Source organism: Gemmatimonas sp. UBA7669 (assembly GCF_002483225.1).
In the GTDB taxonomy this organism is placed as follows: domain Bacteria; phylum Gemmatimonadota; class Gemmatimonadetes; order Gemmatimonadales; family Gemmatimonadaceae; genus Gemmatimonas.
This window is the reverse complement of sequence record NZ_DLHL01000003.1, coordinates 115,819-135,403: the sequence shown is the minus strand read 5'-3', so window position 1 is coordinate 135,403 and position 19,585 is coordinate 115,819. Positions and strand designations below refer to the sequence as shown.

Genomic DNA, 19,585 nt, shown 5'->3' with positions numbered 1-19,585 from the left:
ACGCTCAGAGATCTATCGATCGATCAGGTCCCTGCTAGATACAAGGATTGGAGAGCGGGCCCGGGGGCACTCGATCATTGAGTGTCTCCCGGGCCCGCCCTCTGATCCTCAGATCCTCCGAACCTCACACCATCTGTTCCCTCTGATCCTCAAGAACTAGCGATGCATGAGGTGCTCCAGCACATCGTACCGCGTCACGATGCCCTGCACCACACCATCCTTGCGCATCAGCACCGCCCGATTGCTCTTCGACAGCAGCTTGGCGACGCTGTCCACTGGCGCCTCCGCTTCCACCACGGGAAACGGCTGATCCATCACATCGCTCACCGTCTGATCCAACACCTTGGCATCAGCGAGTGAGCGCGACGTGAGCTGCGACTCGGCCACACTGCCCACGCACACCGTGCCGTCCATGACCGGCACCTGACTCACGTTGTGCAGTGCCATGAGACGAATGGCCTGGCGCACGGTGGCGCCCGGCGTCACGCTCACAATGGCCGGCGCACTGGCATCCTTGCTGCCCAGCACACTCTCGATGCTCTGCATGGGCGCGTCGAGCAACTGATTCTCGCGCATCCACTCGTCGTTGAACACCTTGCTGAGATAGCGCTCGCCCGTGTCACACAGGAACGTGACCACCAGCGCATCGGGATCATCGAGACGACGCGCCACGGTGAGCGCGGCATGGGCAATCATGCCGGCGCTGCCACCCACGAACAGACCTTCTTCACGCGTGAGGCGACGCGCCATGTTGAACGCGTCCTTGTCGCCCACGCTGATGAACTCGTCGATCACGTCCATGTCGAGCGTGGCCGGCACACAGTCCTGTCCCACCCCTTCCACCTTGTACGGCGCGCCGGTGGGATGCCCCTCGCCTTTCGTGCGCCACAGCTCCGCCAGCACGCTGCCCTGCGGATCGGCGGCGATGATCTTGATGTTGGGATTCTTGCTCTTGAGGTAGCGCGCCACACCGCTGATGGTGCCGCCGGTACCCGCTCCGGCCACAAAATGCGTGATGCGACCACCCGTCTGCTCCCACAACTCGGGTCCGGTGGTGGCGACATGCGCCGCGGGATTGGACGGATTCTCGAACTGACCCGCCAGCACCGCGCCCGGCGTTTCCGACACGATGCGCTTGGCCATCTGCACGTAGTTCTGCGGATGATCAGGCGGCACCGCGGTGGGCGTGATGATGACCTCAGCGCCGAACGCCTTGAGCAGGCGCACCTTCTCCTGACTCATCTTGTCCGGCATGGTGAAAATGCACTTGTAGCCCTTGAGCGCCGCGGCGATGGCCAACCCCACGCCCGTATTGCCGCTCGTGGCTTCCACGATGGTGCCACCCGGCTTGAGCGTGCCGGCGCGTTCATGTGACTCGATCATCGGCATGCCGATGCGGTCCTTCACACTGCCGCCGGGATTGAAGAAATCCGCCTTGCCGAACACCGGCGTACGGATACCGCGCGCCACACGCGACAGGCGGATCAGCGGCGTCCACCCGATGGTGTCCAGCACGGAGTCATAGGGGCGGCGGTGCCGCAGGTGTTCATCCACGGAGTCGGCGCTGAGTACGGGGGAAGCGGCCATGGCAGTTCAGGGAAGACAGGGGAGTGTTGGCAAGATCCGGAGGCAGACGCAGCACCTGACGGATCATCGTGCGCATTATCGCACGGAATCCGGCATCGCGCTCGGCGTCACGCTGGCCTCGGGATGACGATAGTGCACGGGAAACAGCAGGGAGACGGCCAGGGGTCGGCCGCGTTGCATGGCCGGCCGGAAACGCAGACGGGCCGCGTCGACGACTGCCGCACTGTCGAAGGCACCCTGACCGCTGGATTCGACGACCTGCGTGCTGTCGGTCACCACACGACCCAGGCTGTCCACGAACAGGCGCAGGGTCACATTACCCTGCACCCGCTGGCGAAACAGGTGCACGGGATAGCGGAATGGCAGTTCGCTGTTGGTCATCTGCGGCTGCTCATCGGGCAGGCCCGTGCGGAACCAGCCATCAGCGCCAGATCGTACCACCCGGGTGCGTTCGGAACAGGCGGCGGTCATCAGGGGAATCAGGAGCAGCAATACCCGCCCCGCACGACGGCCAGCGCCGCAAGAGCCCATGGACATGTCGGAATGTACACCGGCAATCCCGGGGCGAACCGCCGCCGGCCTGCACAACCCGACTCGAGTTGTCCCTTGGCTCTCGCCAGACGGGCGCCGCGACACAAGCTTTGACTCGCACGCCGGCCGGTCTTCGCGCGAAGCGCGGGATCGGCGCGGACCTCTCTTCTCCGTTCGTTCCCGGTACATGCGCCGCACTCTCCGCCTCGGCCTCCTTCCCCAACACGCGCACGCACATATGGCTCACCGGCTTCTGCGCCGGCTTGTGCCCGTATTGGTCGCGACGCTTGGGCTCGCGGGCTGCGGCGGCGGAGGTGATGCCGCCGGACCCGGCCCAGTTCCCACCAACATTCGCGTACAGGCCGGCAATCAGCAGACGGGCGTGGTGGCGACGGCCCTCAGCACCCCGCTGCTGGTGGTGGTCACCGATGCCAACAATCGTCCGGTGGCGAACCGTCGGGTGGATTGGGATGTGGGTCCCGGTTCCGGAAGCGCCAATCCCACCAGCAGCAGCACCAACAGCCGCGGTGAAGCCACAACGGTCTGGACGTTGGGCAACTTCGCCGGGACCGGCCGACTCACCGCCCAGGTGACCGGTGTGAACCCCACTACCTTTACCGCCACAGTGCTGCCGGGGACCGCAGCGCGGGTGGTTGCCACACCCGACGCGCTGGCCCTGGGCGTTGGGGATACGCTGCGTATCCGCGCCGCCGTCCGCGATCAGTTCGGCAACGACCTGCCCAATCAGGACATCAGCTTCTCCAGTTTGCAGCCCGGGGTCGCCACGGTGAACGGCAATGGTCTGGTGGCGGCCGTGGCGCCGGGCACAACCGGGGTCATTGCCTCAAGCGCCGGCCGCGCCGATACGGTACCGGTGACCGTAGGGTCCGCGGGCTCGAGTCTCTGTGGCAATCTCATGCCCGAGGTCCTCTCGCTTGGACAGGTGCTGCATCCGGCCAGCACGAGTGGAGCCGTGCGCCTCTGTCTGCAGTCGCCAGACGGCGTCAATGGCGAATACGCCCTGACCCTGATTTCCACGTCGGCCTCGTTTGGCAGCGCCACGGTGAGCGACGTACTCGGTTTGGGCACCACCGGCCAGCTCACCGCGTCCTTCGGGGCATCGGCTCAGGCGGGCTCAACCACCAGCCCCCTGCTGTCCGGTGGGTGGATGGAGGCACCACAGGCGGCCACTGCGGCCGACGCCGACGCGGCCTGGCAGGTGGAGGCAGATCGACGCGCCCTGGAACGCCGCGTGCTCACGCCGCTCGCCGCCGATGCCCGGGAGTGGTGGGCAGAGCGTGAGACCACGCGTCGCCTGCGGCCGAGCAGCGTGGCCGAAGCCAAGGTGGGCGACGTGCTCCGGCTCAATGTCAACGCCAACAGTGCCTGCAGCAATGCCGACCTGCGCAGCGCGCGCGTGGCCGCGGTGGGCACCAACGCCATCATTGCCACCGACACCGACAATCCGTCGGGTGGCTACACGGACGCCGAGTACGCGGGCATTCTCGCCACCTTCGACACGCTGGTCTTCCCGCTCGACACCACGGCCTTCGGCGCGCCGAGCAACATCAGTCAGTACGGCAAGATCATCCTGCTCTACACCCGCGCCGTGAACGCGCTTACGCCGGCCAACAGCGGTTTCACCATTGGCGGGTTCTTCTTCGCGCGCGATCTCTATCCCAAGACGGCGCGCAACGGGGTGCCGGCCTGCGCAGCGAGCAATGAGAACGAGATGTTCTATCTGCTCGTGCCCGATCCCAATGGAGTCGTCAACAGCAACCGGCGCACGAAGGACGAGGTGACGCTGCTCAACCTCACCACCATCGCGCATGAGCTGCAGCACCTCATCAACTCGTCGCGTCGGCTGTACGTCAACACCGGCGCCGCACTGAACGAGGAGACCTGGCTTGACGAGGGGCTCTCGCACGTGGCGGAAGAGCTGCTCTATCTGCGCGTATCGCGCTACACCATCCGACAGAATCTCACGCTGAGCGATGTGGGGGGGACGACCGACCGCGCGAACAACTTCCGCAACTACGCGTCGCAGAACTTCTCGCGCCTCTACAACTTCCTCATCGCACCGGAAATCAACTCACCGTACGCGCCCAACGATTCGCTGGCCACACGCGGCGCGATCTGGAACTTCCTGCGCTTCGCCTCCGGGCGGCAGGGCGCGGCCGGTGAGTCCGCGTTCCTGCGCGCGCTCGTCAACTCGCGCACCGTGGGCGTCAGCAACCTGCAGGGCGTGCTCACCACGGGACGTTTTGCCGACTATCTCCGCGATTGGACCGTGTCGCTCATTGCGGATGACTTCAGCACCGCGACCACCGCCGCGCTGGCCACGGGCTACATCAACCCGACGTGGAATTTCCGCAGCATCTTCCCGGGACTGCGCTTCAGTGGCGGTGCGGCGTTGGGCGTGTATCCCATTGCCACCCGCACACTACTGGGTGGCTCGCCTCAACGCATCCGACTCGCCGGAGGCACCAGCAGCTACCTGCGCTTCTCGGTGCCGGCCGGCCAGCGTGCGGTCATCTCCGTGGGCGCAAACGGGGCAGCGCCACCGACTGACGTGCGCATCAGCCTCGTGCGACTGCGCTGACGTACCGGAGACCGACGCCTTACGACTTGGGTGTAAGGCGGATGTGGAAGAGCCGGGACCAGTATTTGCCCGTCACGAAGATGCGATCCTGCGCGGCGTCATACGCGATGCCGTTGAGCACGTCTTCGTTGCCCGAGCGGTCCATGGCTGGCAGGATGCCCGTCAGGTCAATCCAGCCGAGCACGTTGCCCGTGGCCGGATCGATGCGCGCGATCTGTTCGCTCTGCCACACATTGGCCCAGATCTCGCCCTTCACCCATTCGAGCTCGTTGAGCTGCGACACCGGCACGCCCTTGTCGGTGACCGTAATGGCCTTGAGCGCCTTGAAGGTGGCCGGGTCGCGGTAGATGAGGGTGCTCGACCCGTTGCTCATGATGACCGCCGAACCGTCGGTGGTCAGTCCCCAGCCTTCGCCGTCGTAGCTGAAGGTCTTCTGCCGAGCAAAGGTCTTGGGGTTGTAGGTGAACGCCTTGCCATTCTGCCAGGTGATCTGAAACAGCTCATCACCCAGAATGACAATGCCCTCGCCGAAGTACGGCTCCTCGAGATCCTGCTGACGCAGCACGCGACCGGTGGTCAGTTCCACCTCGCGAAGATTTGATTCCTTCACTTGTCCGGTGCTTTCGAACAGGCGCCCGTCATGCCACTGCAAACCCTGCGTGAACGCCTTGGGATCGTGCGGATACGTGGCCACGATCTCGTAACCGTACGTGGGGGTGCGCACGATGGGCGCGCTGGTGGAATCCGGCGCCGTATCGTCGGCCGCACGCTCCGTGTCGCTGCATGCACCGAAGGCGCCAGCCGTGCCCACGAGGCCCAGCGTCGCGAACAGAATCATGAGCGAAGCTGCGCGCGAGCGACGCAGCGTGGAAAGAATGGGCATGCGGAAGGTCCGAACGGTCAGGAGGTGGTGACCCAGTCGCGTAGTGCACGAAGCAGCGCGATCAGATCGGCAAGCGAGTGGTTGGCATTGAGACCGCTGGGGCTGGGCAAGGCCCACAGCGCGGCCTCGGCCAGGCGTTCCGGCTGCAGGCCGAGTTGCGCCTTGGGCCGCGCGAATGCGGTACGGTACGCCCCGATCCCCATGAACGCCACCACGCGCGGCTGATAGTCGCGCACCAAACGCGTGAGCCGCTGTCCGCCAGCCACGTATTCGTCGGCGGTGAGTTCAGACGCGGCCGCCGTGGTGCGTGCCACCATGTTGGTGATGCCGTAGCCCAGCGGCAACAACTCGCGTTCTTCCCACGGCTTGAAGAGCCGCGGTGTGAAGCCGGCGCCGTGCAGGGCCGGCCAGAAGCGATTGCCGGGCCGCGCAAAGTGGTGGCCAAGGGCCGCCGTATAGAGGCCCGGATTGATGCCGCAGAACAGCACGCTGAGACCTGGTGCCACGAGGTCCGGCACCGTCTTGTGCACCGCCGCCGCCAGGTCCGCCTTGCTGGGACGCGGGGGCGCGCCAGTCTCACGCGGCAGCGCGGCCGTTCGTGGCATCAGACCGACGCCTTCTTGTGCAGGGATTCCTTGAGCGAGGCCAGCGTACTCAAGGCCTGCATGGGCGTCATGTGCTCGGGGTCGAGCGCTTCCACGGCGTCAGCGAGTTGCGCCAGCGCCGGATCGGACGCGGACGGCGCCTCGAAGAAGCCCAACTGGTCGACATGCCGCTGATGCTTGAGTCGCGGGCCGCGGCGACGCGTACTGAGCGGCGCCTGCATGCCCTCGGCGGTGAGACGCGCGGCCATCTGCTCGCCCTCGCCCTCGAGCAAGGCCAGCACTTCCTTGGCCCGCGAGATCACCGGGGCCGGCAGACCGGCCAGACGACCCACCTCGATGCCGTACGACCGGTCGGCGCCGCCCGGAATGAGTCGGTGCAGGAACAGCACCTGATCGCCCACTTCACGCACGGCCACTGTGAAGTTTTTGACACCGGCCAGTTCGCTCTCGAGCTGCGTGAGTTCGTGATAGTGCGTGGCAAACACCGTCTTGCAGCCGATGGCGTCGTGCAGATGCTCACTCACACTCCACGCGATGCTCACGCCGTCGTAGGTGCTGGTGCCACGACCGATTTCGTCGAGCAGCACCAGCGAATGCCTCGTGGCCGTGTGCAGAATGGCGCTCGTCTCGCTCATCTCCACCATGAATGTGGACTGACCGCGCACGAGATTGTCGCTCGCCCCCACCCGCGTGAACACGCGATCGACAATGGGCAGTCGCGCCCGACGCGCCGGTACATAGGCACCGACCTGCGCCAGCAACTGAATGAGCCCGATCTGCCGCAAAATGGTGCTCTTGCCGGCCATGTTGGGACCGGTCAGCACGATGAGCTGCGCCTCGTCGCTGAGCTGCAGATCGTTGGGAATGAACTTCTCCCGCGGCATCATGCGCTCCACCACCGGATGTCGGCCGGCCACGATATCAAGCGCGAAGCCCTCGTGCAACTCGGGCCGCACATAGTGTTCACGCTCGGCCACGTCGGCAAAGGCCGCCAGCACGTCGATGGTGGCCACGCGGCGCGCCACCTCCTGCCAGCGCGCCACCGCCCCGCCCACGTCACGGCGCAGCGCATCGAACAATTCACGCTCGCGCGTTTCGATGCGCTCCGCCGCACTCAACACCTTTTCCTCGTATGTCTTGAGCGCCGGCGTGACGTACCGCTCGGCACCCGTCAGCGTCTGTCGCCGCTGATAGTCGTCGGGGACCAGATGCCGGTTGGCGTTCGATATTTCGAGGTAATATCCGAACACCTTGTTGTACCCCACCTTGAGTGAGGCAATGCCGGTGCGCGCGCGCTCCTGCTGCTGAATCGTGGCAATGGCGTCCTTGCCGCCATCACGCAACTCGCGCAATTCGTCGAGCTCCGCGTCCACGCCATGGGCAATGGTGTCCTCTTCGCCGATGGCCAGTGGCGGCCGCTCCACCAAGGTGGCCACGATACGCGCCGCATGGTCCGCGCCATCATCCCAGTGGTGCAGCATGCCGGCCAGGACGCCGCCGCTGGCCCCACCCTGATTGCCGTGCGCGAGCACACGACGCACGGCATCCGCCACCTGCGGCAGCCGCGTGAGCGAATCGCCCAGGGCGCGCAGCTCACGTGGCGTGGCGCGACCTGCCGCCGCCTTGCTGGCCAGACGCTCCACGTCCCGCACACCATCGAGGGCGTCACGCAAGGTCGTACGACCCACCGGGTCGCGCACCAGCACCGTCACCGCATCGAGCCGGGCTTCGATGGCGTCGCGCGCCAGCAGCGGCGCGAGCAACCACTGCCGCAGCAGGCGATGGCCCATGGGTGTTGTGGTGACATCCAGCACGGACAGCAGCGTGCCGCTCGCGTCGCCACGCGATTCCCCGCCACGCAGCGACTCCACCAGTTCGAGATTGCGCCGTGTCATCTCGTCGAGCGGCATGATGCCGCCCGGACGCTCCACCACCGGACGTGCGAGATGCGGCAGCCCACCAGGCTGCAGTTCCCGCAGATAGCGCAGCAGCGCGCCACCAGCGCCTATGGCCGCGTTGTCGGAGACTCCCAGCCCGAAGCCCTCGAGGCTCTGCACCGCGTACTGCCGCGCAAGTTCGTCAGCCGCCAGCTGGGCGTCGAACTCCCAGCCATCGCGCTCGGTGATGAGCACGCGATCAAGCGTGGCGAGCGCCGCCTCCAGCACGGCGTCTTCGCTGTTGCGCACCCGCAGGAGCTCGCGCGGCGCCAGTCGCGCCAGCACCGGCGACACATCGGCCGGCGTCACCACAAACAGACGCAGCTCACCGGTGGAGAGATCCGCAGCGGCCACACCTACCATGTCACGCGCGAGGTCAGCCGAGGCATCACGCCCGGCACTGCGACCCATCGTGTCACGGCCGGCCGCGATCGCCACCACGTAGTTGGCGCGCGAACCGTCGAGCAAGTCGTCGGCAAACACGGCACCCGGCGTGATGGTCTCGATGACTTCACGCTTGACGATGCCCTTGGCCAGCTTCGGATCTTCGACCTGCTCGCAGATGGCCACACGGTGACCGTGGCTGACCAATCGACGCAGATAGTCGGCGGCCGCCTTGACCGGAATACCGGCCAGCGGGACTTCGGCAGCGCCGCCGTTGTTGCGTGAGGTGAGCGTGAGTCCCAGAACACGCGACGCGGTTTCGGCGTCGTCGTAGAACATCTCGTAGAAGTCGCCCATCCGGAAGAACAGGATGGCATCCTGGTGCCGCGCCTTGATGTCGCGGTATTGCTGCATGAGCGGCGTGCCGCTGCCACTCATGGCGTCAGCTCCGCAATGAATCCGTTGTGTCCGCGCTTCTTGAGTGCCGCCAGTTGCGCGTTGGCCGCCGCGCGCGTGGTGAAGTAGCCGTGACGCACACGGAACGGCTTGTCGCTGCCATCGACCCGCGCGTCCACGCCGGCCTTGCTCAAGCGCGCCACGGCCGCCTCGGCCTCACGGCGCGTGTCGAATGCCGCGAGTTGCACACTGAAGCGGGCGTCGGCGGGACGCGTTGACGACGTCTCGGCGGGTTTGCTGTCTGGCTTCGCCTCTGCCTTCGCCTCTGCCTTCGCCTCTACCTTTGTCGCCGGCGCATTCACGGCGTTGGCTCCCGTGCACCGCCGCCCCAGATCACCGGCCTGCATGCGGAGTTCCCCCTCGGGAACCCCTTCCGCCTGCAGGGCAGCGAGCGCGGCGCAACCCTTGGCATCCTGCCGCTCGTCAAACCAGGTGCGCGCCACGAGCAGCGCACTCTTGGACCGCTGCACGCCAGTCGGGAATTCGCGCAGCACGCGTTCGAGATACACACGCGCGTCGGCTGGCTTGCCGCGCAGCAAATCCAGCTCGCCAAGCCGCACCAGGGCATCCGCAGCGCGCGGAGACAACGGCGACTCGATGACGAGACGCTTCCAGTCGCGCTCTGCGTCACTCATGCGCTCGGACAACACCGCCCGCCAGTACAGCGCTTCCGCCAGATCGAAGCTCGCTGTTGGCGCTGCCTGGACCAGTGAGTCGAGCAGATTGCGCGCATCAGCTCCCTCGCCGCTCTCCACCAACGCGCGCGCGCGGCTGATTTGCCGGTCCATGGCGGCCGACACGGTGGCAGCGGGCTGGGTCACAGGTTGCTGGGCCGACAGGCCAAGAGGCGCCAGTGCGCCGGCAACACACAGCAGGCGCACCACACCCCGCGGAATCGTCATGAGGCGCCTCATGCCGCCCGCCGACGACGCGTGGCGCAGAGGGCCAGGACCAGCGACATCAGAATCTGCTCCGCATTCGACACGGTCGTATCCTTGAGTGCGAGATCGGCTTCGAGCAACAGCGTGAGTGCGCGGCTGCAGGCTTCGGTGCTCCACTGATCGGTGACCTTGGTCCACGCGGACGCTGCTTCACCCCAGGGGCGTCCCGGAAAGCCACCCGTTTCCTTGAGAAAGGCGAAGTATTCCTGTGGCAGGCGATTGGTCGGCACTCCGGCGTCGCGGCGTGACCGACCATACGCCAGCGCAAAGGCCTGGGTGCTCAACATCATGACCACCTGCACGGCGGTCACCTTGGGTTGACCCAGCACATGCGACACCAGCTGGGTCGCAGCGGCTGCATCGTGTCGCGCCACCGCATCCAGCAAGTCTGTCACCGTTTCACCGCGCCGCACACCAACGACCGCCGAGACCGCATCAGCGTCGATGACCGTGTGTGCCTCTGCTGCGGATTCAGCGGACGCTTCCCCCTGCACATAGCTGGCGCATTTGTCGAGCTCCGCGGCCAGCAGATGCAGATCGTTGCCGACCGCCTGCTGCAACAGCTGCGTGGCGTCATCGGTCACGGTCATCTGCAATACGGTGGACGCGTGATGCGTAATCCACTTGCGCACGCGCTCCGGGGTAAGGGGCGCAAAATCGAGCGCGACCGCAGCCTGGCTCAGCGCGGTGTCAGCCTTGGTGCCCGCCGGCGAGGTGAGCAAGAGCAGCGTGTCACTCGCCGGACGCTGCAAGTAGCGATCGAGTTGCTGGCGCGCCGCCTTCTTGAGCGCGGTGACGTCGCGCAACACCAGGGCCCGTCGCTCGGCCAACATGGGTGGTGTTCCCAGCAGGCTGCCCAAGGTCTCGGCATCGAGATCACCGGCGCGGCGCACTTCGCAATTGAAGTCGCGCGTGGACGCGTCGATGGCCGCGTCGAGCAAGTCGCGCACGGCGGCTTCCTTCAGGAAATCGTCATCGCCGAACAGGTAGTACACGGGCTCGAACGCGCGGGCCTGCACGGCGGCCTGCACAACTCGCAGGGGTGAGGCTTCGCGGGGAGCAGCTTTCGGCGGCATGTCGGCAATTTAGCAGCGCATCAAACCCGCCCGCCGAGCGACAGATCCGGCTCTCAGCGGCCGGCGTCGAACGTGTAGTTGGTGCTCACGAACGTGACCGGGAGGTCGTCCACCACCATTGCCGCCGACCAAACCGGATTGCCGGTGGCCATGGCCTGCAGCAGCTCGGCGGATACATAGGGCGAGGCTGGAATGGCTGGCGTCGAGGCAATGACCGGCGCCATGCGCAGCTCAGGCGTGGCTGACTCCCGGACACTCTGCCAGGCCACCACCCCAAGCATGGCTCCAGCGGCGACGGCCATGGCGGTGCGCACGGGATGCGCCACCCGCGTGGTTGGTGCAACCAAGGGCAGCATCGTGTCGGTGACACCGACCGACTGGTGATTCAGTGCCTCCGCCTGCTGTTCGGCTCGGCACTGCGCGAGACGGGCGCGCAACTTGGCCTGAAAGTCAGCGCTGGGCTCGAGGGTGGGCAGGCTGCGTGCGGCCATGAGTGAGCGACGGACCAGCGCGTCATGCGCGGCACAGCGCTCACATGCCAGCAGATGACGTTGCGCGGCAGCCATGTCGGTGCCGGGCAGGGTGTCATCGAGATACCCGAGATGATTCTTGCGGAAACGCTTGCAGTCCATCGTCCGTCGCGGAAGCCACCTACCCCTGAATGCGCCCTCTCCCACCGCATCGCGGGTTGGGGGACAGGGGAAGGTACCCGACCCACGGGGGGAGGGTTCCGGTGACGGAGTTTGCAGTGGGGAGGGGGGTGGGGCAAGCCCAGAACAGGAGGAGACAGGGGTCCATGGAACTGACGGTGTGAGGATCGGAGGATTGGAGGATAAGAGGGCGGCCGGTGGGGACCCGTCAGTACACAGGTCCCCACTGGCCGCTCTCCAATCCCCGGATCCTCCGATCCTCACACCGTCAGTTCCTCAGAACCTCCACCCCGTCAGCGAACCAGCGGCGCGATGATATCGGCAAACGCCGTCCGCGCCCGGTTGAGCCGCGACTTGACCGTCCCGAGGTTGACCCCCGTGATCTCAGCGATCTCCTCGTAGGACTTGCCTTCGAGCTCGCGCAGAACGAACACCTCGCGGTGATGGGCCGGGAGCTGTCCGACCGACTGCTCCACCATCTCGCGCAGGTGGCGCTTCCGGAACAGGTCGTCGGGCCGCGTGTGCACGTCCTCGAACTGGAGGGGACGCTCCTCGTCCTCGAACTTGGCCTTGATGGTCTGGAACAGCACCAGCGGATTGCGCGAGCGATTGCGCAGTTCGTTCTTGGCCAGGTTCGACGCGATCGTATAGATCCAGGTCGAGAACTTCTTGGAGCGATCGAAGCGGGCGATGTGGCGGTACACCCGGATGAACACTTCCTGTACCAGGTCCTCGGCGCGATCACGATCGCCGATGGTGCGGTAGATGAAGTTGAGGAGCCGCCCCTGATAGCGGTCGACCAGCTCCTCGAACGCGCGCTCCTCGCCAGCGAGGAAGGCGGACACCACATCGCCGTCATCCAGGGTGCGCAGGTGCTCACGCACCGGCACCGTTTCGGTGGCGTGGGTGGTCAGTCGCGTACGAGCCAGTTCGGCCATGGGTCCGTCCTCCATCCTGCGGTGACGCGAGTAGTTTACCTCGCGACGCTTAGGCGGCCATCCGGTCTGTCCGGCAGTGCCAGGCTTTGCGCATCCTGATATAGTGCATGGGGCGTGCCGCGGGGAACAAAAGGGAACATCTTCTGTTAAGTACTTGTAATTCAATAGCTTACGTAGAACGTGACGCGGCGCACGCGTCCTCTCAAACGTCCAGATGGCCGTCTCACCGTCCTTCAAAGTGGACAAAAAAGAGGACAGCCACATGGGGCTGTCCTCGGAGCGAGACGCGGCTGAGCGTGGGATGTCAGGTCAGCACAAAGCGCGCGGCGTAGAGCAGCGCCAATGCCGTTTTGGCATCCTGGATGGCGCCTTCCTCGATGAGTGCCAGCGCCCGGGACAGCGGCATCGGGACCAGCTCCATGAACTCATCCGCCTCGCGCTCGGCGTCCCCTGCCGTGAGCCCGGTGGCCACAAAGAGATGAATGCGTTCATCAGTGAAGCCTGGCGTCGTGTACATCGTGAACAGCGGCACGATGCGTTCAGCCCGGTAACCCGTTTCCTCGCGCAGCTCGCGGGCCGCACAGACCTCGGGCGGCTCACCGGCGTCCAGCCGACCCGCCGGCACCTCATACAGGTACTGTTCGGCGGCGTACCGGTATTGCCTGATGAGCAGGATCTCCGGGTCCGGGAGGTCGGCGCGCAGTACCGGCACCACCGCACTGGCCCCCGGATGCCGGATCATCTCCAGTTGGCCCGTTGAACCATCCGGAAAACGGACGGTGTCCAGATCCACCGAGATGATGCGCCCCGTATACACGCGGGTACCACCCACCTTGCCGGTTTGAACTTTCGTTTCCGGTGTTGGTTCCGGTGCCTTCTTGCTCATGGCCGCCCCATCAAGCACGCGAGGAAGACTTCTTCCCTGCTTTCTTGACTGACTTTCTTGCTGACGGGCGCGTGGTCTTGGACGCCTTGGTACTGCGAGTGGCATGGCGCTCCGCCACATGTGGATGGGCCACGTGCTTCTCCCGCTTGTCCGCCGACTTTACGGTTCGCTTCCGAACCGGCTTGCGCGGCTTGGCCACATCCTCGCCAGCCAGCCACTTCCGGATGGTGGGCCGCAGGTACACCGGCACGCGGAGGATCGTCCCCCGACACTTGGGAGAGCCGCAACGGCAGGCGTAGTAGCGCACGTCATCCGGCTCGTATTCGTCCTGCCACTCGAAGCGATAGTCGTAGGTCAGCTCCGTTTCCGGCGCAATCGACTTGATCGCCTTGATGTAGATGTGCCCATCCTCGATCTCCGTCTCACAATTGGGATCGCAGGAATGATTGATGAACCGGGCATCGTTGCCGCCAAAGCGGGCATCGAGCACCGTGTCGTCATCCAGCACAAACAGGAACGTGTGATGCCGGCCCTCGTTGTCGTCATAGCGCCGGTCTGCCTCCTCGTGCGTAATGCGCTGTCCCCAATACTCGTCCACGATCTGACCCTTGCGGATGGACCGCACCGCAAAGGCGCCGCGGCCCTGGATCTTGGAACGACGCACTTCGTAGAACGTCGACTTGGGGGGTTTGACGAGCTTCGTGGAGACCGCTGCGCGCGTGGGCGCAGACTTTCGGGTTGGCGACACGTCGGGTGGAGACGGGGTGAGGAGAAGACGGGGGATCAGCGCGGATCGTCGTCGGTGGTGTCGTACACGCTAATCGGTCCGAGCCCCAATGCGGCAATGGGTTCGCGGATGGCGTGCGCATCACCCACCACCACCACCTGCAGCCGCGACGGATCGAGGTGCGTACGCGCCACGCGCAAGACATCGTCCACCGTCACGGCCTGCACGCGCTCGCGATACGTATCGAAGTAGGTGCTGGGCAGACGGAAGATCTCCACATTCGCGAGGCCACCAGCCACTTCGGCCGTGGTCTCAAAACGAATGGGAAATACGCCAATGAGATACGATACGGCCAGCGACAATTCGGCCTCACTCACCGGCGCTTCGCGGATGCGCGCAATCTCGTGTTGAATCTCGCGCAGCGCATCAGCCGTGACGGCCGTTTCCACGGCCGTCGACACCTCGAACGGACTGGCCGCACGACGCCAATCGAAGGCCGAGTGCGCGCCATACGTGTAAGCGTGAGCTTCGCGCAGGTTGAGATTGAGACGCGACGAGAACAGCCCGCCGAGGATGGCATTCATGACCACCACGGGGAAGTAATCCTCGTGCAGGCGCGGAATGGCCACATGACCCACCCGCACTTCGGACTGCGGCGCATCGGCCTTGTGCACCAGATGGACGCGCGGCTCCGTGAAACGTGAGGCCGCCAGTGGCTCGCTCACCGGCGGCGCCGATCCGCTCCAGTCGCCAAAGCACTGCGAAACCAGGCGCACTGCGTGTTCGACGTCAATGTCGCCCACCAGCATCAGCGCCGTGGCATCGGGCCGATAGTACTCGGCGTGAAACGCCAGCACCGCCTCGCGCGTGAGGCGCTCCACACTGCGCTCATCGCCGCCAGCGAGTCGCGCAAAGCGTGAGGCCGGATCGTAGAGCAGACGCGAGAAGAACACATCGGACAAGCCGCGCGGTTCGGCGCGCAACTGTGCCAGATCCGCACGGCGCTCAGCCCGCATGCGCTCGAGTTCCCGCTCCGGAAACGCCGGATAGCGCAGCACCTCGGCCAGCACCGCCATGGCATCATCCACGCGCGTGGCCAGCGCCGTCAGTTGGACGATGGCCGAGTCCCAGTCGGCACCAGTGTCGATGGTGGTGCCAAGCATTTCAAGACGCGTGGCCAACTGCAGCGCGTCCATGTCCCGCGTGCCTTCGGCGAGACCGCGCGTGGTGAACTGGGCGAGCCCTTCCACATCACGTGGATCGCGCGTAGCGCCCGCTTCCACCACGGCCAACATCGTGACCACCGGATAGGCCGGCACGTTGGCCACGATCAGACGCAGGCCATTGGCCAGAATGCGCGTCTGAAACGCGGGAAAGCGATAGGGACGTGGCGTGCCAGCACCCGGACGCGCTGGCGCCGAGGTGGTGTCACCCTGCGTGACGGTGCTCATGCCCCCACCTCCATCGCCTGCGCTTCCGCATCCGTTTCGGCGCCATCCGCCGGAACGTACAGCAGCACCACCCGATTGTCGGGACCCAGACGTTCGCGCGCCAGTCGTGACACATCGGCGGCGCTGACCGCCTGATAGCGCGCCACCTGCGTGTTGATGAGCGACGCATCGCCAAAGTACGTGGCGAAGCGCGACAATTGGTCGGCGCGCTCGGCGGCCGACTGCATGCTGGTCACGAACCCCGTCTCGATGAGGGCGCGTGCACGCTGCACCTCGTCTTCGGTCACGCCCTGCGTGTGCATGAGGTCGAGTTCGGCGAGGACGGCCGCTTCCAGCTGCTCGGCGGTGACATCGGGATGGGCCGTGGCATCCACCACCAGCAGGTCGCTGCCCTTGGCGAGGTCGTAGGTGAAGGCCGAAGCCTGCGAGGCCACGCGCTGGCGGCGCACCAGCGACTGTTCCAGGCGGCAACCGCTGCGCAAACCGAGCACGGCGGCGGCCAGACTGGCGGCGTAGTAGCCGTCACTGCCGAACACGGGCGTCCGGCAGGCCACGAAAACCCGCGGGAGCGCCACGGCATCGGGCACCACCTCCCGTCGCGTGTCACCAAACACCGGCGGCACGGTCATGTCGCGCAGCGGGGGACGATCGCTGCCGGCCGGGAACTCGCCGAAGTAGCTGTGTACCAGCCGCAGCGCATCCTCGCGGTCGAAGTCACCGGCGATGGTCAACACTGCGTTGTCGGGGGTGTAATAAGTGCGAAAGAAGTCGGCGACATCTTCCAGCGACGCATCGCTCAGGTGCTCCATGGAGCCGATGAGCGAGTGATGGAAGGGATGCGACGGCGGGAAGGTGAGCGCCGGCAGTCTCTCCCACCACGTGCCATAGGGCTGGTTGTCCACCGACCAGCGGCGCTCGTTTTTCACCACATCCCGCTGCGTATCGAGCTTCGCCTGTGTCATCGCTGGCAACATTCGTCCCATCCGGTCCGCCTCCAGCCACAAAGCGAGTGCCAATTGATGGGAGGGCAGCGTCTCGTAGTAGTTGGTGCGGTCCAGCCAGGTCGATCCGTTCAGCGTGCCGCCCGCGCGCTGCACCAGTTCGAAGTGCTCGTTGGCCTCGACGTTTGCCGAACCCTGAAACAACATGTGTTCAAACAGGTGCGCGAATCCCGTGCGATCTTCCCGCTCGTTGGCGGATCCCACGTGATACCACAGATTGACGGCCACGATGGGTGCCGTGTGATCTCGGGACAACACCACCTGCAGACCATTGGGGAGCCGAAGGCTCTCGACGGGGATGTGCATGGGTCAATATTTGAGGCTGGTACACAAACCCGAAACCCCGTCCTCGCGTCTTTCCGCATTTCGTCCGTCACTTTACACCACCCGGTCCGAACAGAAATGTCCTGTGCCTTTCCCGTCGTGCCTATGCCGTTGATGCGTCGCGGCACATCCGCCGCGCTGGTCCTTGCGCTTGCCGCGCTCGCCGCCTGCGGCAGCGATCCGCAGGTGCCATCGGCCGCCGAGCCCACCACCACGAGCGCCATCAGCTCGGAAGTGGCGTCAGTGTCGCCCACCATTCCCACCGTGCGCATCACCGATGCCAAGGGCAAAGGGGTGCGCAACGTGCTTGTGCGCTGGCGCGTGACGAGCGGCGGCGGGCGAGTCGTCAACGACTCCGTGCGCACAGCGGGCAACGGCGAGGCCAGCTCGGGTGGTTGGACATTGGGTCCTATTGCGGGCACTCAGACACTGACCGCAACGGCCGACGGGGTGCCGGTGGTGACCTTCACCGCCACCGCGGCTCCGGGGCCCGTGGCGCAGCTCACCCGACTGTCTGCGGAGGCGGGCGAAGGTGTGGTGGGGAGCGAGGTGGCCACGCGACCCTCCATTCGGACGGAGGACGTGTACGGCAATCCCGTGCCCAACGTCGCGGTCACCTTCACGGTGACCCAGGGTGGCGGCACCGTGACTGGCGGCACGCAAACCTCCAACGCAAGTGGCATCGCCACGGTGGGCGCGTGGACCCTGGGTCCGCAGGCAGGACAGCAGTTCCTTCGCGCCACAGCCCTTGGCACACAGGGCGCCACGTTCAGCGTGAACGCCAGAGCGGGTGCGCCGTCGCAGTTCGTGAAGGTGGCGGGTGACAATCAGCAGGCCATCGATGGTGTGCCCGTGGCAACGCCGCCGGGTGTGCGTGTCACCGATGCGTTCGGCAATCCGGTGGGGGGCGTGCCCATCACGTTCACGCCGGGTCCCAACTCCGGCAGCGTCACTGGAGGCACCGTGCTGACCGACCCGGCCAACGGCACGGCCTTTGTAGGCAGCTGGACACTGGGCACGGCGGCCACTCAAACGCTGGTGGCCACGAGCACACTCGTGCCGTCGGTGTCCGCGACGTTCACGGCCACGGTGGTGTCGTCACTCTTCAAGGTGGATGTGCGCTTCATTGGCGAAGGCGCCACGCCGGCCGTGCGAAACGCCTTCACGCAGGCCGCGGCCAAGTGGCGCTCCATCATCGTCGGCCGTGTGCACAGCACGCTGGTAAATCGTCCGGCTGGCTTCTGCGGCGAGGAGTGGTTGCCGGCGGTCAACGAAACCATCGATGACGTGGTGATCTTCGCCCGCATCACGAACATCGACGGTCCGCTGGGTGTGCTGGGTCAGGCCGGTCCCTGTCTGTTCAACACCAGCACGCGGCTCACCGTGGCCGGCATCATGGAGTTCGACGCCGCCGACATGGACCTGCTGCTTGGACGCGGCCAGTTGCAGGATGTCATCCTGCACGAGATGGGGCACGTGTTCGGCATCGGCACGTTGTGGAACTTCCAGCGCTCGCTGCTGGTGGGAGCGGGAACTGACACCAGCTTCTTTGCCGGACCTGCCGCACGCCAGCAACTGAACGCGGTCAACACCGTACTCTACTCAGGGCCCGGTGTGCCGGTGGCCAACGTGGGCGGTGCCGGATCGCGCGACAGTCACTGGCGCGAGAGCGTGTTCGGACGCGAGCTCATGACACCAAGCCTCAACGCCAATGTGGCCAATCCACTGAGCCGTATCACGGTGGGCTCGCTGCAGGATCTTGGCTACACCGTCAATCTGGCCTCAGCCGATCCGTACACCGTCACCGCTCCCGTGTACGCCTTCCCGTTTGGCGTCAGTCAGCAGACCGTCGAGCTCGAATCCGACGTGAAGGACCTGCCGCTGTACGGCGTGCATCCCGACGGCCGCGTGGAGCTCGTGCGGCCGGCGCGCCGTGACCTTACTCGTCCACGCGGCGGCCGCTAAGCCGCAGCCACACCATGAGCGCGAGGTCGGTGGGGAGCGCCACCGACTCGCGCAGCATGTATTCCAGGACCACGGTGTTGGCGCTGATGGGGCTCGTGCGCGTGGGCGACGAGAGTGGCGCGAGCCCCTGCATGCGGGCCAGCACGTCGAGGCGCAGCATGTGAAACGGGTCGCTCACAAGGAGCACGCGCGGACGGCGATCTGCCAGTGAGTCCACCTGGCCGCGCAGTACATCGGCCGCGCCTTGCATGCTCGCCAGTGACGTGCGACCGGTGGACTCGAGCAGAATGCGGTCATTGGGAATGCCGCGACGCACGAGATAGCGACGACCCGCCGCGGCTTCGCTGATCAGGTCGCCCGGTCGACGTCCGCCAGTCAGCACCACGCGCGGGGCCCGACCGGCCTTGTACAGCCCAAGCGCGTGATCCAGTCGCGAGCGCAATACGGGCGACGGTCGGCCACCGTACTGGGCCGCGCCGAGCACAACGATGGCATCGGCCGACGCGCTGGAGGAACGACGCGACCAGCCCGCGATGGCCACGAGACACACGAGCCAGCCGGCCACCAACACCAGCAGTCCCCGCCAGATGAGGCGGGAGGGTCGGGGGCGCGGCAGGCGGAGTCGGCTCGCGGACATATCA

Annotated in this window: 16 protein-coding genes; 2 read left to right on the top strand and 14 right to left on the bottom strand. The window is 65.9% G+C overall.

Annotated features, from left to right (window positions below):
• Positions 1–156 precede the first annotated feature (156 nt).
• On the bottom strand, positions 157–1,587 hold the full coding sequence (locus B2747_RS01265) for a pyridoxal-phosphate dependent enzyme (RefSeq protein ID WP_291155771.1): 1,431 nt from the start codon (positions 1,585–1,587) through the stop codon (positions 157–159).
• A 75-nt stretch (positions 1,588–1,662) separates the two neighbouring features.
• Positions 1,663–2,124 carry an energy transducer TonB gene (locus tag B2747_RS01260; RefSeq protein ID WP_291155768.1) on the bottom strand — a complete coding sequence of 154 codons (462 nt, stop codon included), beginning with the start codon at positions 2,122–2,124 and terminating at the stop codon, positions 1,663–1,665.
• Between the two features lie 232 nt (positions 2,125–2,356).
• On the opposite strand from B2747_RS01260, the gene B2747_RS01255 reads away from it, so the two are divergent.
• Complete coding sequence (locus tag B2747_RS01255; RefSeq protein ID WP_291155765.1) at positions 2,357–4,720, top strand: Ig-like domain-containing protein; 2,364 nt, start codon at positions 2,357–2,359, stop codon at positions 4,718–4,720.
• Positions 4,721–4,739: 19 nt separating this feature from the next.
• On the opposite strand, the gene B2747_RS01250 is transcribed toward B2747_RS01255, so the two are convergent.
• From B2747_RS01250 to B2747_RS01200, 11 genes are all read right to left on the bottom strand, one after another.
• On the bottom strand, positions 4,740–5,603 hold the full coding sequence (locus tag B2747_RS01250; RefSeq protein ID WP_291155762.1) for a glutaminyl-peptide cyclotransferase: 864 nt from the start codon (positions 5,601–5,603) through the stop codon (positions 4,740–4,742).
• 17 nt (positions 5,604–5,620) lie between these two features.
• Positions 5,621–6,208: a G/U mismatch-specific DNA glycosylase gene (gene mug, locus B2747_RS01245; RefSeq protein WP_291155759.1), complete on the bottom strand. Its 588-nt coding sequence runs from the start codon at positions 6,206–6,208 to the stop codon at positions 5,621–5,623.
• On the bottom strand, positions 6,208–8,967 hold the full coding sequence (mutS, locus tag B2747_RS01240) for a DNA mismatch repair protein MutS (protein WP_291155756.1): 2,760 nt from the start codon (positions 8,965–8,967) through the stop codon (positions 6,208–6,210). The genes mug and mutS overlap by 1 nt, the downstream gene beginning before the upstream one ends.
• On the bottom strand, positions 8,964–9,887 hold the full coding sequence (locus tag B2747_RS01235) for an SPOR domain-containing protein (protein WP_291155754.1): 924 nt from the start codon (positions 9,885–9,887) through the stop codon (positions 8,964–8,966). Before B2747_RS01235 ends, mutS begins: the two co-directional genes overlap by 4 nt.
• Before the next feature lie 8 nt (positions 9,888–9,895).
• Positions 9,896–11,002, bottom strand: coding sequence for a DNA polymerase III subunit delta (gene holA, locus B2747_RS01230; protein WP_291155752.1), 1,107 nt, complete (start codon positions 11,000–11,002; stop codon positions 9,896–9,898).
• 53 nt (positions 11,003–11,055) lie between these two features.
• Positions 11,056–11,634 (bottom strand): anti-sigma factor, encoded by a 579-nt coding sequence (locus B2747_RS01225; protein ID WP_291155750.1) that lies wholly within the window; start codon positions 11,632–11,634, stop codon positions 11,056–11,058.
• Between the two features lie 311 nt (positions 11,635–11,945).
• Positions 11,946–12,590 carry a sigma-70 family RNA polymerase sigma factor gene (locus B2747_RS01220; RefSeq protein ID WP_291155748.1) on the bottom strand — a complete coding sequence of 215 codons (645 nt, stop codon included), beginning with the start codon at positions 12,588–12,590 and terminating at the stop codon, positions 11,946–11,948.
• A gap of 304 nt (positions 12,591–12,894) precedes the next feature.
• Entirely contained in the window at positions 12,895–13,476 is a 582-nt protein-coding gene (locus B2747_RS01215; protein ID WP_291155746.1) for an NUDIX hydrolase, read from the bottom strand.
• A gap of 10 nt (positions 13,477–13,486) precedes the next feature.
• On the bottom strand, positions 13,487–14,224 hold the full coding sequence (locus tag B2747_RS01210; protein ID WP_291155744.1) for an SET domain-containing protein: 738 nt from the start codon (positions 14,222–14,224) through the stop codon (positions 13,487–13,489).
• A 35-nt stretch (positions 14,225–14,259) separates the two neighbouring features.
• Entirely contained in the window at positions 14,260–15,654 is a 1,395-nt protein-coding gene (locus B2747_RS01205; RefSeq protein WP_291155742.1) for a M16 family metallopeptidase, read from the bottom strand.
• Positions 15,651–16,961, bottom strand: a complete 1,311-nt coding sequence (locus B2747_RS01200) for a M16 family metallopeptidase (protein WP_291155740.1) — start codon at positions 16,959–16,961, stop codon at positions 15,651–15,653. Before B2747_RS01200 ends, B2747_RS01205 begins: the two co-directional genes overlap by 4 nt.
• A 123-nt stretch (positions 16,962–17,084) precedes the next feature.
• On the opposite strand from B2747_RS01200, the gene B2747_RS01195 reads away from it, so the two are divergent.
• Complete coding sequence (locus B2747_RS01195) at positions 17,085–18,944, top strand: leishmanolysin-related zinc metalloendopeptidase (RefSeq protein WP_291155774.1); 1,860 nt, start codon at positions 17,085–17,087, stop codon at positions 18,942–18,944.
• Here B2747_RS01195 and B2747_RS01190 read toward each other — a convergent pair.
• Positions 18,919–19,581, bottom strand: coding sequence for a YdcF family protein (locus B2747_RS01190; protein WP_291155738.1), 663 nt, complete (start codon positions 19,579–19,581; stop codon positions 18,919–18,921). The genes B2747_RS01195 and B2747_RS01190 overlap by 26 nt on opposite strands.
• Positions 19,582–19,585 lie beyond the last annotated feature (4 nt).

What these genes read in the sequence shown, in the direction of transcription:
- B2747_RS01190 (WP_291155738.1), bottom strand. Translation starts at nt 19,581, where the DNA reads ATGTCCGCGAGCCGACTCCGCCTGCCGCGCCCCCGACCCTCCCGCCTC.
- B2747_RS01235 (WP_291155754.1), bottom strand. Translation starts at nt 9,887, where the DNA reads ATGACGATTCCGCGGGGTGTGGTGCGCCTGCTGTGTGTTGCCGGCGCA.
- B2747_RS01255 (WP_291155765.1), top strand. Translation starts at nt 2,357, where the DNA reads ATGGCTCACCGGCTTCTGCGCCGGCTTGTGCCCGTATTGGTCGCGACG.
- holA (WP_291155752.1), bottom strand. Translation starts at nt 11,002, where the DNA reads ATGCCGCCGAAAGCTGCTCCCCGCGAAGCCTCACCCCTGCGAGTTGTG.
- B2747_RS01250 (WP_291155762.1), bottom strand. Translation starts at nt 5,603, where the DNA reads ATGCCCATTCTTTCCACGCTGCGTCGCTCGCGCGCAGCTTCGCTCATG.
- B2747_RS01265 (WP_291155771.1), bottom strand. Translation starts at nt 1,587, where the DNA reads ATGGCCGCTTCCCCCGTACTCAGCGCCGACTCCGTGGATGAACACCTG.
- B2747_RS01195 (WP_291155774.1), top strand. Translation starts at nt 17,085, where the DNA reads ATGCCGTTGATGCGTCGCGGCACATCCGCCGCGCTGGTCCTTGCGCTT.
- B2747_RS01260 (WP_291155768.1), bottom strand. Translation starts at nt 2,124, where the DNA reads ATGTCCATGGGCTCTTGCGGCGCTGGCCGTCGTGCGGGGCGGGTATTG.
- B2747_RS01200 (WP_291155740.1), bottom strand. Translation starts at nt 16,961, where the DNA reads ATGCACATCCCCGTCGAGAGCCTTCGGCTCCCCAATGGTCTGCAGGTG.
- B2747_RS01225 (WP_291155750.1), bottom strand. Translation starts at nt 11,634, where the DNA reads ATGGACTGCAAGCGTTTCCGCAAGAATCATCTCGGGTATCTCGATGAC.
- B2747_RS01220 (WP_291155748.1), bottom strand. Translation starts at nt 12,590, where the DNA reads ATGGCCGAACTGGCTCGTACGCGACTGACCACCCACGCCACCGAAACG.
- mutS (WP_291155756.1), bottom strand. Translation starts at nt 8,967, where the DNA reads ATGAGTGGCAGCGGCACGCCGCTCATGCAGCAATACCGCGACATCAAG.
- mug (WP_291155759.1), bottom strand. Translation starts at nt 6,208, where the DNA reads ATGCCACGAACGGCCGCGCTGCCGCGTGAGACTGGCGCGCCCCCGCGT.
- B2747_RS01215 (WP_291155746.1), bottom strand. Translation starts at nt 13,476, where the DNA reads ATGAGCAAGAAGGCACCGGAACCAACACCGGAAACGAAAGTTCAAACC.
- B2747_RS01205 (WP_291155742.1), bottom strand. Translation starts at nt 15,654, where the DNA reads ATGAGCACCGTCACGCAGGGTGACACCACCTCGGCGCCAGCGCGTCCG.